Origin of the sequence: Arthrobacter sp. OAP107, from assembly GCF_040546765.1 — a bacterium.
Classification (GTDB): Bacteria; Actinomycetota; Actinomycetes; order Actinomycetales; family Micrococcaceae; genus Arthrobacter.
In genome coordinates this window covers 406,011-421,902 of sequence record NZ_JBEPOK010000001.1, presented here as the reverse complement: position 1 = coordinate 421,902, position 15,892 = coordinate 406,011, and the positions used below count along the sequence as shown (strand labels likewise).

General features: G+C 63.2%; 16 protein-coding genes. 7 read left to right on the top strand and 9 right to left on the bottom strand.

What is annotated here, in order from left to right; all coding sequences use genetic code 11:
• The 3 genes from ABIE00_RS01870 to ABIE00_RS01860 all read left to right on the top strand — a co-directional run bounded on the left by ABIE00_RS01870 (position 1) and on the right by ABIE00_RS01860 (position 2,808).
• The gene (locus ABIE00_RS01870; RefSeq protein WP_354256008.1) at positions 1-216 is read left to right on the top strand and encodes a tautomerase family protein; all 216 of its coding nucleotides are present in this window, start codon (positions 1-3) and stop codon (positions 214-216) included.
• Positions 216-1,283 carry an LLM class flavin-dependent oxidoreductase gene (locus ABIE00_RS01865; RefSeq protein WP_354256006.1) on the top strand — a complete coding sequence of 356 codons (1,068 nt, stop codon included), beginning with the start codon at positions 216-218 and terminating at the stop codon, positions 1,281-1,283. The genes ABIE00_RS01870 and ABIE00_RS01865 overlap by 1 nt, the downstream gene beginning before the upstream one ends.
• A 106-nt stretch (positions 1,284-1,389) precedes the next feature.
• The gene (locus ABIE00_RS01860) at positions 1,390-2,808 is read left to right on the top strand and encodes an MFS transporter (RefSeq protein WP_354256003.1); all 1,419 of its coding nucleotides are present in this window, start codon (positions 1,390-1,392) and stop codon (positions 2,806-2,808) included.
• A gap of 68 nt (positions 2,809-2,876) precedes the next feature.
• Here ABIE00_RS01860 and ABIE00_RS01855 read toward each other — a convergent pair whose 3' ends face one another.
• Together ABIE00_RS01855 and ABIE00_RS01850 are read right to left on the bottom strand one after the other, a co-directional pair.
• A complete protein-coding gene (locus ABIE00_RS01855; RefSeq protein WP_354256000.1) occupies positions 2,877-3,206 on the bottom strand; it encodes a hypothetical protein in 330 nt (109 codons plus the stop codon).
• A 92-nt stretch (positions 3,207-3,298) separates the two neighbouring features.
• Entirely contained in the window at positions 3,299-3,640 is a 342-nt protein-coding gene (locus ABIE00_RS01850) for a CBU_0592 family membrane protein (RefSeq protein WP_354255997.1), read from the bottom strand.
• A gap of 255 nt (positions 3,641-3,895) precedes the next feature.
• Here ABIE00_RS01850 and ABIE00_RS01845 point away from each other — a divergent pair, with 255 nt between their 5' ends.
• Positions 3,896-4,819: a LysR family transcriptional regulator gene (locus tag ABIE00_RS01845; protein ID WP_354255995.1), complete on the top strand. Its 924-nt coding sequence runs from the start codon at positions 3,896-3,898 to the stop codon at positions 4,817-4,819.
• Positions 4,820-4,966: 147 nt separating this feature from the next.
• A complete protein-coding gene (locus tag ABIE00_RS01840; RefSeq protein ID WP_104137503.1) occupies positions 4,967-5,116 on the top strand; it encodes a lmo0937 family membrane protein in 150 nt (49 codons plus the stop codon).
• Positions 5,117-5,131: 15 nt separating this feature from the next.
• Here ABIE00_RS01840 and ABIE00_RS01835 read toward each other — a convergent pair whose 3' ends face one another.
• Together ABIE00_RS01835 and ABIE00_RS01830 are read right to left on the bottom strand one after the other, a co-directional pair.
• Entirely contained in the window at positions 5,132-5,524 is a 393-nt protein-coding gene (locus tag ABIE00_RS01835; protein WP_354255992.1) for a hypothetical protein, read from the bottom strand.
• A gap of 232 nt (positions 5,525-5,756) precedes the next feature.
• Positions 5,757-7,292 carry an amino acid permease gene (locus tag ABIE00_RS01830; protein ID WP_354255989.1) on the bottom strand — a complete coding sequence of 512 codons (1,536 nt, stop codon included), beginning with the start codon at positions 7,290-7,292 and terminating at the stop codon, positions 5,757-5,759.
• A gap of 402 nt (positions 7,293-7,694) precedes the next feature.
• On the opposite strand from ABIE00_RS01830, the gene ABIE00_RS01825 reads away from it, so the two are divergent.
• A complete protein-coding gene (locus ABIE00_RS01825) occupies positions 7,695-9,098 on the top strand; it encodes a DUF6421 family protein (protein WP_354255987.1) in 1,404 nt (467 codons plus the stop codon).
• Positions 9,095-9,850 (top strand): SDR family NAD(P)-dependent oxidoreductase, encoded by a 756-nt coding sequence (locus ABIE00_RS01820; RefSeq protein WP_354255984.1) that lies wholly within the window; start codon positions 9,095-9,097, stop codon positions 9,848-9,850. Before ABIE00_RS01825 ends, ABIE00_RS01820 begins: the two co-directional genes overlap by 4 nt.
• 59 nt (positions 9,851-9,909) lie before the next feature.
• Here the strand turns inward: ABIE00_RS01820 and ABIE00_RS01815 are convergent, their stop codons facing one another.
• The 5 genes from ABIE00_RS01815 to ABIE00_RS01795 form a co-directional block, all read right to left on the bottom strand.
• On the bottom strand, positions 9,910-10,536 hold the full coding sequence (locus ABIE00_RS01815) for an MBL fold metallo-hydrolase (protein ID WP_354255981.1): 627 nt from the start codon (positions 10,534-10,536) through the stop codon (positions 9,910-9,912).
• Between the two features lie 184 nt (positions 10,537-10,720).
• Positions 10,721-11,587 carry a sulfurtransferase gene (locus ABIE00_RS01810; RefSeq protein WP_354255978.1) on the bottom strand — a complete coding sequence of 289 codons (867 nt, stop codon included), beginning with the start codon at positions 11,585-11,587 and terminating at the stop codon, positions 10,721-10,723.
• 247 nt (positions 11,588-11,834) lie between these two features.
• Positions 11,835-13,175, bottom strand: coding sequence for a right-handed parallel beta-helix repeat-containing protein (locus ABIE00_RS01805; RefSeq protein ID WP_354255975.1), 1,341 nt, complete (start codon positions 13,173-13,175; stop codon positions 11,835-11,837).
• A gap of 22 nt (positions 13,176-13,197) precedes the next feature.
• Complete coding sequence (locus tag ABIE00_RS01800) at positions 13,198-14,778, bottom strand: glycoside hydrolase family 32 protein (RefSeq protein ID WP_354255972.1); 1,581 nt, start codon at positions 14,776-14,778, stop codon at positions 13,198-13,200.
• Between the two features lie 38 nt (positions 14,779-14,816).
• The gene (locus ABIE00_RS01795) at positions 14,817-15,860 is read right to left on the bottom strand and encodes a LacI family DNA-binding transcriptional regulator (RefSeq protein WP_354255970.1); all 1,044 of its coding nucleotides are present in this window, start codon (positions 15,858-15,860) and stop codon (positions 14,817-14,819) included.
• Positions 15,861-15,892: the final 32 nt, after the last annotated feature.

Genomic DNA, 15,892 nt, shown 5'->3' with positions numbered 1-15,892 from the left:
ATGCCTCTTATCGAAGTTTCCATCGCCCGGGGCCGGACCCCCGAGCAGCTCCGCGCGCTCATCGCCGAGCTGCACCGCGCCGCGGAGAACGCCGTGGGCGCGGTACCGGAAAACACCACCGTCATCATCCGCGAGATTGAGCACGAGCACTGGTCCCGCGGCAACCAGACCATCGCCGAACGCAACCCGGCAGCGGCAGAAAGCAGGAGTTCCTAATGCGCTTTTCCCTCTTCGTCCACATGGAGCGCTGGGACGAGTCCGTCTCGCACCGCGAGTGCTTCGAGAACCTGACCGAACTCGCCCTCATCGCCGAGGCCGGCGGCTTCAGCACGGTCTGGATCGGTGAGCACCACTCGATGGAGTACACCATCTCCCCCAGCCCGATGCCGCAGCTCGCGTACCTGGCGGCCCGCACCTCGCGTATCCGCCTCGGCGCCGGCACCATCATCGCGCCCTTCTGGAACCCGCTTCGCGTGGCCGGCGAAACGGCGCTGCTGGACGTCATCAGCAACGGCCGGATGGAAGTGGGACTGGCCCGCGGCGCGTACCAGTTCGAGTTCGACCGGCTCATGGGCGGCATGTCAGCTGTCGACGGCGGCAAGCACCTGCGCGAGATGGTCCCGGCCGTGCGAGCGCTTTGGGAAGGTGACTACGCGCACGACGGCGAGGTATGGCAGTTCCCGACGTCCACCAGCGTCCCGAAGCCGCTGCAGAGGCCGACGCCGCCCATGTGGATCGCCGCCCGCGACATCTCCTCGCACGAGTTCGCAGTCGCCAACGGCTGCAACGTGATGGTGACGCCGCTGATGAAGGGCGACGAGGAGGTGGAGGACCTCGCGCGCAAGTTCGACACCGCCGTGGAGAACAACCCCGGGGTGCCCCGCCCGGACCTCATGGTGCTCCGCCACACCCACGTCCACCCCGCGGACGAGCCCGAGGGCTGGCGGCGTCCGGCCGAGGGCATTCAGAAGTTCTACCGGACGTTCGATGCCTGGTTCGGCAACAAGACGACGCCGAAGAACGGCTTCCTTGAGCCCAGCCCCGAAGAGAAGTTCGCCGACCGCCCCGAGTTCACGCCGGAGTCCCTGCACCGGACGGCGATGATCGGCACACCCGCGGAAGTCATTGAACGGCTCCGCCACTACGAGGCCCTCGGCGTCACCGAGTTCAGCCTCTGGTCCGACAACAGCCTCACGCACGGGGAGAAGAAGCGCTCGCTCGAGCTATTCATCGAGCATGTGGTGCCTGCCTTTCAGGAACAGCCGGTAGCCGCGGCACGCTGAGTCGAACTGAACAGCGCCAACGGACACTTGCGGCCCTGCTTTTTGGGGCCCAAGTGTCCGTTCGCGTTAGTGACCGTGCCCGTCAGCGGTCAGTACACTGGGACGCATGACCGAGCAGGAACCGGCCCCGGTCCAGGATGCCGAGGCTCCCCGTCTGACCGATCCTGACGCCGTCGATACCTCCTTGCGCAGTCCGGCACAGCGTTCCCGCACCTTCGCCGGGATCCTGGTGAACACCGCGCTGGCCAACATCACCACCAGCTACCTCTGGTTCGCGCTGACCTTCTGGGTGTATCTGGAGACGCGCAATGTGATCGCCACGGGGGTGGTGGGTGGCGTCTACATGCTGCTGATCGCCCTGTCCAGCATCAGCTTCGGCACCTTCGTGGACCGCTACCGGAAGCTCGCGGTGATGCGCTTCGCCGCCGGCTTCACCCTGGTGATGTTCATGCTGTCCGGAGTCATGTTCCTGCTGGCACCCACAGCCCTGATCCTGGACCTGTCGCAGCCCTGGTTCTGGCTCTTCACGCTGATCATCCTGGTGGGCGCGGTGGTGGAAAACACGCGGAACATCGCGCTGTCCACGACGGTCACCATCCTCATCGAGCCGGACCGCAGGGCCAACGCCAACGGGCTGGTGGGCATGGTGCAGGGGCTGATGTTCATCGTCACCTCGCTGCTCTCCGGGCTGTCCGTCGGGCTGCTGGGCATGGGCTGGACCATCGTCGTCGCCCTGGTGCTCACTGCGTTGGCGTTCGCGCACCTGCTTACCCTGCGGATGCCCGAGGAAGTGCGCGCGGCCGCCTCGGATGCCCAGGGCGGATTCGATCTGCGCGGTTCACTCGCTGCCGTGCTGGCCATCGCAGGGCTGTTCGCGCTCATCCTGTTTTCGACGTTCAACAACTTCATCGGCGGCGTTTACATGGCGTTGATGGATCCGTACGGACTGGAAATGTTTTCCGTGGAGACGTGGGGCGCCGTCTTCGCGCTCGGCTCCACCGGATTCATCGTGGGCGGTGCACTGATCGGCAAATTCGGGCTCGGCAGGAACCCGTTGCGGACGCTGCTCATCGCCGTGGCCGTGATGGGGCTGCTCGGCGCGGTGTTCACGCTGCGGGAATGGGCCTGGCTGTATGTCGCGGGCATCTGGCTGTACCTGGTGCTGATACCGTTCGTGGAGGCCGCCGAGCAGACAGTCATCCAGCAGGTGGTGCCGCTCCCCCGCCAGGGCCGGGTGTTCGGGTTCGCCATGGCCTTCGAGTCGGCCGCGGCGCCGGTCACCGCCTTCCTCATCGCGCCGATCGCCCAGTTCTGGATCATCCCGTACGCGCGGTCCGCCGAGGGTGCCGCGCAACTGGCCCCGCTCCTGGGCGAGGGCACCTCGCGGGGCATCGCCCTGGTGTTCCTGGTGGCCGGAATCATCATGATCGCGGCCGCGCTGGCGGCTTTCCTGACGCCGGTCTACCGCCGGGTGTCAGCCTCCTATACGCAGGCGGCAGCAGACGGCGCGGCGACCTCTGCGTGAACGGCTCCTTACGGTGTGCCGCCGCCTGTTTTCTGAGCCGGGTCTGACTTCTAAGCCGGGTCTGACTTCTAAGATGTGGGAGCAGACCGGCTGATGGCGACGATCCGGACGGTCACGCCCGCCAGTACCAGGACGACGCCCAGCGCAATCAGGATCCAGGTGGGAACCGCTGCGGCCCCGATGCTGCGGTAGCAGCCCGCGGCTGCTCCGGCGCCGCGGTGCAGCGCGTCGAATGCTTCAGCTGCGCGGCTGTCCGGCATCAGCGGGCTGCCACAGAGCGGGCCGGTCTTCTGCAGGCCGAAGACGATGCCGCCGAGCAGCACAGCGAAGCCGGCTCCGATCAGCCAGAGCCAAGCCTGCCATGCGGCGGATTTCCGCCGGACCGATGTACCTCGCACGTCACTCCCTGGAATACGGCGGTACCGAAATCATAAGGGGAATCGTCCTCAAGCGGACGACGGCGGGCCGTCCCGCCGTCGTCGTCTTTCAGTTAAGCGCAGCGGGCCTGGGGTGCCTCAACGATGGCCAGCTGGCCGGTTTCGGGGACGCCGGGAAACTGCACCGGCGCAGGCTCGACAGCCGGCGCGGGGGGCACCTGCTGGGAGCGCATGCGAACCAGCGCTACCGCGGAAATGAGGAACCAGGCGACGTTCGTGACCACAGAGGGCCACGCTTCATGGAAGGCGCCATTGATAATGAAGGCGCATGAACCGAGGAGATTCGCGATCTGGAAGCCCTTGCCGGCCTTCAGCCAACCCATGGACACAGCCAGGTATGCACTCAGAATGGCGACCGCGCCTGCCCAACCGGAGATTTCCCACAGCAGTTCCATGATGTCCTTTCAGGGTTGATGCCCGGCTGCCATTCACTGGACGGAGTGGAGATGAGGGCTGTATGTAAAGTGTTTCGGAAGTGGCTCCATTGCCAATGGGATCAGTGGTGGTTCGAACAGCATCTGCCAGCCCTCCGGCCATGTTGTGGACGGCCGGACTGTATCCCTTACCTGTACTTTTAACAGCAATTATGAGGAAGAAGTAACTTTAGATCAATTGCATTCCACTGAAGATATGGTTTAGAACTACTTAACATGGATATCGATCCGCGCAGGCTGCGGGTTCTTCTCGCAGTTGCCCGCACAGGCGGGGTGCTCGCCGCGGCTGACGAACTGGGAATTACACCCTCGGCGGTGTCCCAGCAGCTCAATAAACTGGAGGACGAGACGGGGCACGCGCTGGTGGTCCGCACACCCAAAGGCTCTGTCCTGACACCCGCCGGCCTGGCCATTGCAGAAGCCGGCGAGGAGATCGAACGCGCACTCAGCGTGGCCCGCGCCCGGATCGAAGGCGGTGCGAAGATCGCAGGAGTGGTGCGGGTGGGCGGATTCACCAGCTTCGTCCGTACGGTGGTGATCCCGCGCCTGCCCGAGTGGCGCGTCCAGTACCCGCAGCTTCAGATCCGGATGATCGAGGACGACTTCCCCGCCCTGATGCGGCTGCTCCGGCAGCGCGCGCTCGACGCCGTAGTGGTGGAACTCGATTCGACGACGGCCGGAAACCGTTCCCTTACCGCCGGGATGACCGAAGAACCCCTGCTGGACGAGCCCTGGAAACTGGTGGTTCCCGCGGGCGCCCTGCTCAGCACCGAGAACATCGACCTTGGCCGCTTGCCGTTGCCGTGGCTCGGCGTCGACTCATCTGCGGCCAACGCCTCAGTGCTCGGCCGGCTCCGTGAATCAACGGGCGCCCAACTGGAGACCGTGCACCAGTACCAGGACACGCTGACCGCGCTGGCGCTGGTCGCTGCGGGCGAGGGCGTCGCCATCGTGCCCACCCTGGCGTTGAGCGGCATCAATCAGGCCGGGGTGGATATCCTGGACGTCCCGGGGCTGGGTACGCGGCGCATCGTTCTGCGGCGGTTCGACCGGCGGCGGTCAGCCAGTACCCCTGTGGATACCGTCGCGCGCCTGCTGCGGGAATCGGCTGCGGCGTTCGACACGCGGTCGACATCCTGAGCTCTAGTTGACCAGAGGGTTCTGGGCAAATAGGCGGGCATGGCTATTTCCGGCAACCAGATGCAGGCATATTGTGGAAGCACCACCGATGGAGCGGCAGGGACGCGAAATTAGCGTTGCCATTCGCGACAAACAAAGGAGACTGTCATGTTGCTTTGGATAGCCATCATTATTGCGGTTCTCTGGCTTCTCGGCCTGCTCGGCAACATCGGCGGCGGGCTGATTCACCTGCTTTTGGTTATCGCCGTGGTGGTCCTGATCTTCCACTTCGTCCGCGGCAGGTCCTCCCGAGTGTAGCCTGCCCCCTCCGGGCTACCAGGTCTTCTTCTGCGCCTTGACGACATAGTGCCCGTCGCGTTCGGTGAACGTGACGAGATACCCGCGCTTGGCACCGTTGACCCTCGCCTGACAGTCGGTGTGGGTGCCCACCTTGATATTCGGAAAGTTCTTGCACTCCACCCCGGTGATCTTGACTCCGGCGTCCTTCGGGTGGGCGCGTGCCATAAGCCGGGCCGCCAGGAGCTTGCCACTGGCGGCTGCCTTGAACTTCTGGGCCGCGGGCTTGGCTACGGCCTTCGTTGCCTGCGCCGTGGCGGGCGCCGCGGTCACCGTGACTGTTGGCGCCGGGGTTGATGAGGCGCAGCCGGCCATCGCCAGGGCCCCAAGCAGTGCCGCTGCCGACAGGTTAGTGCGCCTGATGTTCATTGCCGTCCTCCCGATCCGAAATGAAGCCCGTCCGGCCGCTACCACTCTGCGGGGTATTCCTTGAGGAAAGGTTGGCGCGGGGGGACCCGCACTGATTGCAGGCGTCACACCCGTCGGCCAATGAAAGGTGCAACCGGGAAGCCGGGTGCAGTTCCCGCCCGGCTTACCGGTTGCCCGATCAATGCGTAGGGTAGCCCTGCGGGGTCACTGGGTGCCCGCCGCTAGGTTCGTACTAAATGTCCTCGGGTGCAGCGAGATCCATCTCGAGCAGCGGCACCACCTTGGACCTGGTGATGAAGCGGTGACCCAGCCAGAGGGCGATGAAGACCGGCAACCCGATGTAGGAGGAAAGCACCTCCATCACTCGCCCTGCAAGCACAGCCTCGTAGTTCTGTCCCGCGATGACCAGTATCAGCAGGGCGAAGGCCAACAGTGGGCCGGTGGGGAACAGGGATGCTTTGTACGGCAGGTCGCTGACCTTGTTCCCCTGCGCCAGGAAGCCTCGCCTGAAACGGTAGTGGGAGACCGCGATCCCCGCCCAGACGATGAAGCCGCACAGGCCTGACATGTTCAGCAGCCAGGAGTAGGCCGCGCCCTGACCGACGATTGCGGAGAGGAACCCGAAGAGCCCCACGGCCGCGGTCGCCAGCAGCGCCGGGATCGGCACGCCGCGCGCGTTGGTTCGGCCGAAGACCTTTGGGGCCATGCCGTCGTGGGCCATGGCGTAAAGCATCCGGGTGGAGGCGTAGAGTCCGGAGTTTCCCGCGGACAGGATGGCGGTCAGAATGACCGCATTCATCAGGGCCGCGGCGAAGGCGATCCCGGCGCGTGAGAAGACCAGGGTAAACGGCGATGCCGCAACATCGGCCTCGCCGGAAGCCAACAGGCTCGGATCGGTGAACGGGATCAGGCAACCGATAATGAAGATGGCACCAATGTAGAAGAGCATGATGCGCCAAAAGACGGTGCGGATAGCCCTCGGCACCTCGCGGCGCGGGTTCTTGGCTTCGCCTGCGGCCACGCCCACCAGCTCGGTGCCCTGGAAGGAGAATCCGGCAATCATGAAGACCGAGATGATCGACACCCAGCCTCCGTGGAACACTTCATCCCGGGTTTGCCAGTTACTGAGCCCCGGGGAGTTGCCGCCGAGGATGCCGAAGATCATCAGCACACCGGCGATCAGGAAGAGCACCACTGCGGTGACCTTGATGAGGGAAAGCCAGAACTCTGACTCACCGAAGGATTTCGCCGAGAGGGCGTTGAGCCCGGTCAGCACCACTAGAAAGATCCCGGCCCACACCCAGCCAGGGACCCCCGGGAACCAGAAGTCCATGATGATTCCAGCCGCGACCAGTTCGGCGGCCACAGTGATGGCCCAGTTGAACCAATAGTTCCAGCCGATCGCGAACCCAAAGGACGGGGATACAAAACGGGTGGCAAAGGATTGGAAGGAACCGGCGACCGGAATTTTGGCCGACATCTCCCCCAGCGACTGCATCAACAGGAAGACCATCAGCCCAACCAGCGCGTAGGCGACCAGCGCACCGCCTGGGCCCGCCTGGGAAATAGTGCCGCCCGAGGCCACGAACAGCCCAGTACCGATCGCACCGCCTATCGCGATCATCTGCAGGTGGCGGCTGCTTAGCCCGCGCTTGAGTTCGTTGGCGGTTTCGTCGGACCCGCGAGCCGCACCTGTGGCTGGGGCGTATCCGGGTTGTGCCACTGCATCGTCTTTGATTTCTGTGGAAGTTGTGCTCGTTGGTGTCATGCAACACCACCAAGGGGCGTCAATGCGGGGCGGCTCGGGTTCCCCGTACCGAGGCACAGTCCTGAGCTGAAGCGCGGACCGGCTTCAGGGGGGCCGGGAGCGATCGCCCGATTATCTGCTTGCGTGAGGGAGCTGAGTCCCATGATGCCTCCGGGAAGGTAGCTGCGGTGGTTTGAGCTTTCCGGCGGGCCCGGCCGGGAAGGACGGTGATCAAGCTAACACATGGAAAGAACGAGCCCGTTAGCGAAGCGAATGTTGCCCGGGTGAACGCTCGAAGTCTTACGGATAGGTCCAGGCGAAGCCGGACTGAGCACAAGAGTTTCTTATTCTTGTCGAAAAAACACATCATCCATGCTTAGCCATTGCTACGTTCTTCGGGACCGCTCAACGGAAGGAACGAACATGTCTGTCATCGCAAGCCCCGAAGTGACAACCACCCGGGCAGAAGATCTCAAGGCACTCCCGGCATGGCAGGCTCTAAAGACAGCCGTCATTGGACTGCAGCAGGTTCAAGCCCAGGACGGTTCCGTTCCGGAACCCGCTGAGCACGACCGGGCCCGCCAGAACGTCAGCGCCATTACTGACGCAATCGACGAGCTGCGTCCCCACCTTCCCCATGACAGGAAATACCTTGAACTGCTCGTGCAGGACTTCCGGCGGTGGGCGTCCGAGGGCTTCGTCGTACCTGATTTCCTCGACTCATTGGTAGCATTCCATCCCGAGCACTGGCGCATCGATGGGCTGCCGCACCTGGTGGTGTTTCCCATGTATACGCAGAACGGCAGCACCAACCGCTACTTTGAGGCCGTCCTCGTCGAGGTTATTTGGCCAGCTTTCGTCGCTGAACTGGAGGCAGGAAACTACTCCAACAAGCTGTTCGTCCCCATCAGCTTCGCCGATTTCACGCCCGGCTATGACACGAACTCAGCAGTGCTCTTCCCCGAGAGCGTGGCGGTCCGGAGCACCCCGTCATTCACCTGGGGAGGCATTTTCGCCGACCGCGAAGCTGCCCGGTTCCGTCGTGTGCTCAAAGCTGCTGCCGGCATTACTGCACTGGACCTGCCGGCTGACGCCGCGGAATTGCTCGAGGACCAACACCTCACGGAGAAGACCTTCGTGATGTGGGATCTAATCCATGACCGGACGCACATGCGCGGCGATCTGCCCTTTGACCCGTTCATGATCAAGCAGCGGATGCCGTATTTCCTCTACTCCCTCGAGGAGCTTCGCTGTGACCTGACCGCCTTCCGCGAATCAGTCCTCATCGAGCGGGACGAAACGGCTTCCGACGACGCCCGCAAGCACGCCAAGCTGGTCCAGTACGCGGTGATCTTCGATCGCATTTTCCGCTTCGCGATCACCGGGAATCGGGTCCGCAACTACGACGCCGTGGGCGGCCAGTTGCTGTTCGCCTGGATGCACCAGCACCGGGTCCTGCACTGGACCGATGGAAAGCTGAGCATCGACTGGAACAACGTTGCCGGCGTGGTCGTCGAGCTGGGTGTCCGCATCGAGGAACTCTACTGGCGTTCGATCGACCGGCCGAAGACCGCACACTGGCTGGCTTCCTATCAGCTCGTCTCGGAAACCCTCACCCCAAGCCCGTCCTCCGTCTGGGCCAAGGGACCGGATGCCCTTCCGCTCGATGGCCCTCCCCGGGGACTGACGGACCAGGTCCTTGATGACGAATTTCCCCTGTCAATGTTCTACGAGGCACTGGAGAAGAAGATGCGCCCGGTCATTGAATCAACTGCCGGGATCACCGGTAAGAGCCCTGTGAAGACTGAGGGCGAGGCAGGCGCATGAGCCAGAACCTCTCGGGGCGTACGGTCGTCGTCGCCGGCTCCACAAGCGCTGCCGGCGTTGCGGTGGTTCGCACCCTCTCGCAGTCGGGGGCACACGTGGCCGCCGTGGACATTCTTGAGGACCGCGTGCAGGAGCTCTCAGGCATGTATGACAACGTCACAGGCTACGTCTGTAACCTCGCGGACCTGCAAGCCGTTGAAGACCTGGCGAAATCTGTCCGACAGGATTTCGGTCCCGTTGACGGCCTTATCCATCTTGTAGGAGGGTGGCGCGGCGGTCAGGGCATCAAAGGCCAGGCGGACGACGACTGGGACTTCCTGCACACCAGTGTCCTCACCACCCTGAGAAACACCAGCCGCGCGTTTTACGATGACCTGGCTGCTTCCCCGGGCGGACGCCTGGCCATCGTTTCCGCGCAGTCCGCTTCCTCGCCGACGGCGGACGGTGCCGCCTATGCTGCCGTCAAGTCTGCCGCAGAGGCATGGACCCTCGCCGTGGCCGACGGTTTCCGGCAACTGCAGGGCGGAAACGAAAGCCTCTCCGCTCAGCACTCGGCCGCCCTGGTCTTTGTCGTCAAGGCTTTGGTCGATGACCGCATGCGCGCAGCCCAGCCGGAGCGGAGATTTCCGGGCTTCACCGATGTCAGTGTCCTTGCCGATGCTGTCGAGCGGACCTTCCACCTGGAGGCAGAGCAGATCAACGGGCAGCGCCTGCCCCTCACCGCCGGCCACCTTGCGGGTGCACTGTCCTGAGCGTCAGCGCCGATTCCAAAGCAGGCGTCCCGCAGTGCGGGGCGTCTGCGCGACGCGAACTACCGGGGCTTGGCCTCGGACCATGGCTTGTGCTCGTGCGCGAGCCAAACCCTTTCAGGGTTCAGAGAGCGCACCAGTCGTTGTCCCTCGGTCCGGGGGTAGTCGAGGTCGTCGAACCGCACTGCTGTGTCTCCAGCGATAATAGTCGGGCCTTGGCCTCCGTCGATGACAACAATCTGCGAGCCCCGGGTGTGCCCCGGTGCCGAAAGGAGTCGTAGGCCCGGAAGCAGTTCAAACTCGCCATCTACCGGTACGTATTGCACTCCGGGCGCGTCGACCCATTCGCGGATGGTGTAGTCATCCTGGTTGCGCGCATCGTCGAGTTCCTGACGCTGGACGTATATGGGCTTGCCCGCAAAGAGGTGGTTGCCTCCGCAGTGGTCGAAGTGCAGGTGGGTGTTGACGACGATGTCGACACCTCGGATGTCGAAGTCCTGCTCGTTCAACGGGCAAAGGCGCGGATCCATATCGGCGACCGCCGGATGAAGTTCGGTGAAGCCGGTGTCAACCAGCACACGCGCTTCGGGGTGGTCAATGATGTGCACGTAGACGGGCATCGGCTCGCCTTCGGGAAGCAGCTCGGCCACACGAACGGCGGTGACAGGGATTGCAGCGGCTGAATTCACTTTTACCTCAGTTCCACATGATGGCCTTTGACATGTCCCGGAGCAGTAAACAGTCCGGGCCCGGGCGACGTGTCTGCTGCCCTGAAAACAGGGACCAGGCCGAGGCCCGGCGCAATCCAGTATTGCACCGCTCCCCAAGCCACCTTATGGCGCTGACAACCGGCGTTTCGTCGGTAGACCCCCGTTACGACGCGTGTCTCCGCTGGAGCCACGAAACCGGGCGGTTCGTCTCGATGGGAAGGTGTGAGGCGTGGGCATACTGCGACCATCCGCCGACGAAGAGCCGGCCGAGGCCCAGCCCAACATGCTCCATCACCAGCAGGTTGTGGCAGGCGGTGACACCGGAGCCGCAGTAAGAGATGACCCCGTCGGCTGACTCGATGCCTGCCTTCCGGAAGTTCTCCCGGAGCTGCTGCGGCTGAGCAAGCCTGCCGTCCGGCTCAAGGTTTCCGCGGCATGGAACGTTTACCGCGCCAGGTATATGCCCCGGTCGCGGATCGATGGGATCCTGCCTGCCCTCGTACCGGTCGCGGTTTCTGGCATCCATTACCACGGCTCCGCCCTCGACGGTTTCGTCGATCCCGGCAAGCAGATCCGCCGGCCACGGACGCTCCGTGAAGGCGCGGGGCTGGATTGCAGGCGCTGCCGTTTCCAGGGCGCCATCGTAGGCGGCCATGCCGCCATCAAGTACTGCTGCCGCATGCCCAATGCTCCTGAGCATCCACACCAGGCGCGCCGCAATAACTCCGCCAGCATCGTCATAGGCGACCACTACGTCGCCGTCACCGATGCCCGACGCGGACATTCCTGCGGCAAAGACTGCCGGAATCGGCAGAGGGTTCCTGCCATGTTTGCGTGAGGCCGGACCTGACAGCCACCGGTCAAGGTCGACGAACACCGCCCCCGGGAGGTGCCCGGACTCATAGGCGTCACGCCCGGAACTGCCGTCCAGGTACCAGCGCACATCGGCCAGGGCCACAGACAGGGCCTGTGGGCGCTCCCTGATCCATTGCAGGTCTACGAATGGTGGTGTTGAGCTCAGCAAAGTCATGACAGAAGCGAATCACACGTCTCTTATTGTGAGACAAAAGGTCTCACAATAAGAGACTGGCATACTCATGCGGCGCCTAGAAAATAGCGTCCCTCACTGCCCCGATAAACGGGATCGCGGTGTTGACCGTAAAGGACCAAAACGCAGCCACGATGACTGCCAGGACCGTGAGCATCACGATCCAAAAGAACACTGGCCATTCAGTTCGCCTTGGGCGGGTTAGTGGGCTGGCAAGTGCATGTGCCGCCTAGCAACCGATCGTGGGTGTGGCCCTAAAGGCGTTGGCAGCCCTATCTGCGACAACTTGGGCGTCACTTCCGGAATCAAGAATCGTATTCAGAACTGAGTCGGGATCGACCATGACGGCCGTGACGGCGAGGCCGTCCGAAGAGTCGGTCGCCAACAGGGCGTCCACCTGGGCCGAGAAGCAGTCGTCGCTTGACTTGGAGCTAACGTCCATCGCCACCACGTGGTTGTTGGAGACGAAGTTGCCAGCCCCCGCCATCAGCCTGATGATGACAGGGGTCGCGCCTGCCGGTCGGATGCTCTGTGAGTCGATGACCTCGGAGAAGTGGTTGCTGACGACTGAGTTGTTGCTGCCGCTGACGCAGAGAAGTCCGTTGAGGTCATTCAATCCGTTGTCGACTCCCAGGAACGGCGTCCAGGGCTCGTGGTCTCGCAGGAAGTGGTTCGTGGCCACGAGGTTTTCCGAGCTGTTCGCTGCGAGCATCACCATCCCGGGATAGAACGAATGCAAGCGGTTGTTGGTGATGCTCGAACGCGTGACGCCGTTGAGATGGACGCTGCTGGCACCACGGGGGAAGACGTTGTTCGCGGTTATCAGGAGCCCGCCATGGTTCTCGGCGTAGATGGAGTGACCCTTGAAGCCTGCCCCGACCAGGTTGCCGGTGATCTTTGATGCCTGCCCCCACCCGCGCAGCTCAATGCAGCTTCCGCATTCGGCGATGAAGTTGTCGGAAATGGAAAGCGCGTCCGCGTTGTAGATGGTCAGTGCATTCTCGAGGTAGACGAACCCCATACCGGTCACGCGGAATGAATCATTGGCGCTGGCCACATAGATACCGGTCTTGCCGTTGACATAGGTGTTCTCCGGATGCATCCCCGAGCCATCCGGGGTGAAGTGCAACCCGTCGATGCAGAAGTTGGAGAATTCGACCGAGCTGATCCGCGGGCTCCCGCTACGCTCAATGTAGAAGGCGGCTCCCCTGGATTCCTCCCCATCTTCGCCGATGGGAATGTCGACGAGAATGCGGCTCCCTCCCGGCCACAGCTCATGCAGGTCGGGCCATTCGTCTTCGGGAACATTGAACCGGATGCTCGAGGACGTGAATCCGTGTCCCGAGCCATGGATCCTGAGGAAGCTGACGTCGATCACCACCTGCGTACGAAGGTGGTAGTCCCCTGGCGGAATGTAGATCACCGCGCCCGGTTTACCGCCGTTGTTCGTATCGGTGACGTTCTGCCGTTCCTTGATGTCGGCAATGATGCTGTTGATTACTTCGCCGACGTCCTCCGAGGGGTTGCCGACGGGCCACGTAGTCACGTCGTAGCAGTTGTTGCTTGACATAGGTTCTTCCCTTTGTTGGCGGTTAGGTGAGCGTCGAGACCGCGAGCTTCAGTATTGTTGCTGAACCTCCCACAGCCGATAGCGAGTTCTCCGGGCTTTCGGTTTCGGGGAAGATGAGGTCGGTCATGACGGTCCTGCCGTCTTGCGCGAAGACCTCCACCGAGCAGTGGTCGACGACGATCAGCAGCTTGAGCACGCCGTCCTCAAGGCCCAGCGGGGCTGACTCAGCTGATGAAAACTTTTCGTGGAAACGCGTGTTTCCTGATTGTCTGCGGTCAAGGGTGAGTTGGGCGCTGGCTGTGTTGTAGCTAAGAATCGTGCTCTTGCTCCCGTCACCGCTTCCGACGAGCCGGAAATCAAGACGTTCGGCACTTCCGGGCAGTATCTCCGCCTCGATGATTTGGGCGCTGCCGGGTACCGCATCCGGCAACCGGAGGGCTGAATTCCGCAGCTCAAAGGAGCTTGCGCCCATGTGGTCCTTGGCCGGAGTCAGCTCTTCCCTTGCACAACGATCGGCCAGGACCGGTTGCTGGATCAGAAGCGCGGAGCCGCTAACTGCTGTGAGGCGCACTTCACGGGCGAGGGTCATCGAGGACCGCCAGGGGGCGGTAGGCAGCTCGTTGGCGTAGTCCCAGTTATTCATCCAGCCGATGATGATGCGCCGGTCATCCGGGGCGTTGCTAAAGGATACGGAAGCGTAACAGTCGCGTCCCCAGTCCAGCCACAGGCATTGCTGCAAGGCAGCGGCCATCTCGGGGTCAGGGAGGGAGGACACTCCCGTCGGCGCCACGAGGGTACCGATGTCCGGGAGGAACCGCTCGCCGTCGAAGTGCCCGATGAAGTATTGGCCACCGGAACCTCCTGCCACTGCGCCGGGGTTAATATTCACGATCAGTACCCATTTAGTGTTGTCCGGGTCCCCGTCCACCGCCAGGGGAAAGAGATCCGGGCACTCCCATTCGCCGGCGTCGGCGTTGGCCGGGCCGAAGTCGCTCAGAAAGTCCCAGGATTTGAGGTCGTCCGAACGGTAGAAGACCACCTTTTGCTGCTGCGCTTCGACGGCGACCATGACCCAGCAGGCTCCTTGATCCCCCTGATAGCGGAAGACTTTAGGATCGCGAAAGTTCGCGGAATTTCTGGTGAGAACAGGGTTACCTTCGTATTTTCGCCATGTCATTCCAGCGTCTGTGCTGTACGCCAGAGACTGTGCCTGCGTGCCGCCGTGTTCGGAGGCCGCTTTGTAGGCGCTGGTGTAAATGGCTACGAAGGCAGGTGCATCCGCCGTGCTGAAACCGGACGTGTTGCCGTGGTCAACTACGACACTCCCGGAGAAGATGTCCTCTGTCCCGTCGCAGGCAATGGCAACGGGGTGTTCCGTCCAGTGCAGCAAATCACGGGAGGTTGCGTGGCCCCAGGACATGTTGCCCCAGACGTTGCCGTACGGGTTGTTCTGGAAGAAGAGGTGGTAGAGGCCGTCGTAGAAAACCAGGCCGTTGGGGTCGTTCAGCCAGGTATCCCTTGCAGTGAAGTGGATGGCGGGCCGGAACCTGGAGGTTTCGGCCGGGTCTGTTTCCGAGCGTGCGGCATCAAGGCAACTGGACATGTATGGCGTTCCTCTGAGGACGTTGAAGGGACTGGCTGCTATTGCCGGGGAGCCGTGATGGAATCGCGGCGCACCAGGGGGCAGCTCAGGATGGTCGGGTGAAGTGCCATGAGGGTAAGGTCGGTCTTACCCTCGACGGCGTCAATGAGGTGCTCGGTGGCCCAGGCGCCCATCTCGTAGTGGGGCAGGGCCACGGTGGTGAGGCCCGGGTGAAGGTTGGCGGCGATCAGTTCCTGGTCATCGAAGCCGACGACTGAAAGGTCAGCGGGGATGGTGAGTCCCAACTCCGCTGCGGCGCGGTAGGCTCCCATCGCCATCCGGTCGTTGTAGCAGAACAAGCCTGTGGGCCGGTCCTTGCGTGACAGGATCCTCCGGGCCGCCTCATAGCCGCCCTGCACCTCGGAGACCTCGGACTCGACAGGTGCCGCGTTGCCGTCGAGCCCCGCTTCAGTCAGCGTGGCCCGGAAAGCCTGGAGCCGCTGACGGGTTGCGGGGACATCATCGGTGTTGTTGATGAAGCCCACCCGGCTGTGGCCTGCTTCGAGGAGCGCGCCCACGGCGGCGCGTGCGCCACCTTCTTCATCCGGGATCACGGCAGTGATATTTCCGCCGGTGGCCACCGAATCGACCAGGACGGAGGGCACGCTGCCGAGGTTAGCCGGCAGCTCCACGTTGCGGTGGTACATCGTGGCGTAGAGGATTCCGTCCACCCGGCGTTCAAGGAGGGCCTGGACGTCGGCCTGCCGGGATTCGAGGCTGGCTGAGCCGGGGGTGTTGATGATCATGAGGCTGTACCCTCGGGCCTTGGCGGCCTCGTCAGCGCCGAGGATGATCCGGCCGGCGTGGGGCGTGGTGGCGATATCCTCGCTGACCAGGCCCAGCATGCCCGTCCTCTGGGTGCGAAGGGCCTGGGCAAGGCGGTTGGGGCCGTAGCCCAATTGCTCCGCAACAGTCCTGACCTTGTCCCGGGTTTCGGGGCTGATTCGGGCGTAGGAAACCTCGTTCAGGACGTGGGAGACAGTTGTCACCGATACACCGGCGGCGACGGCCACGTCCTTGATACCGATGTTCTTGTTGCTCATCTGTGTCCCACGTCCTTATGGTTGGTGCTGCC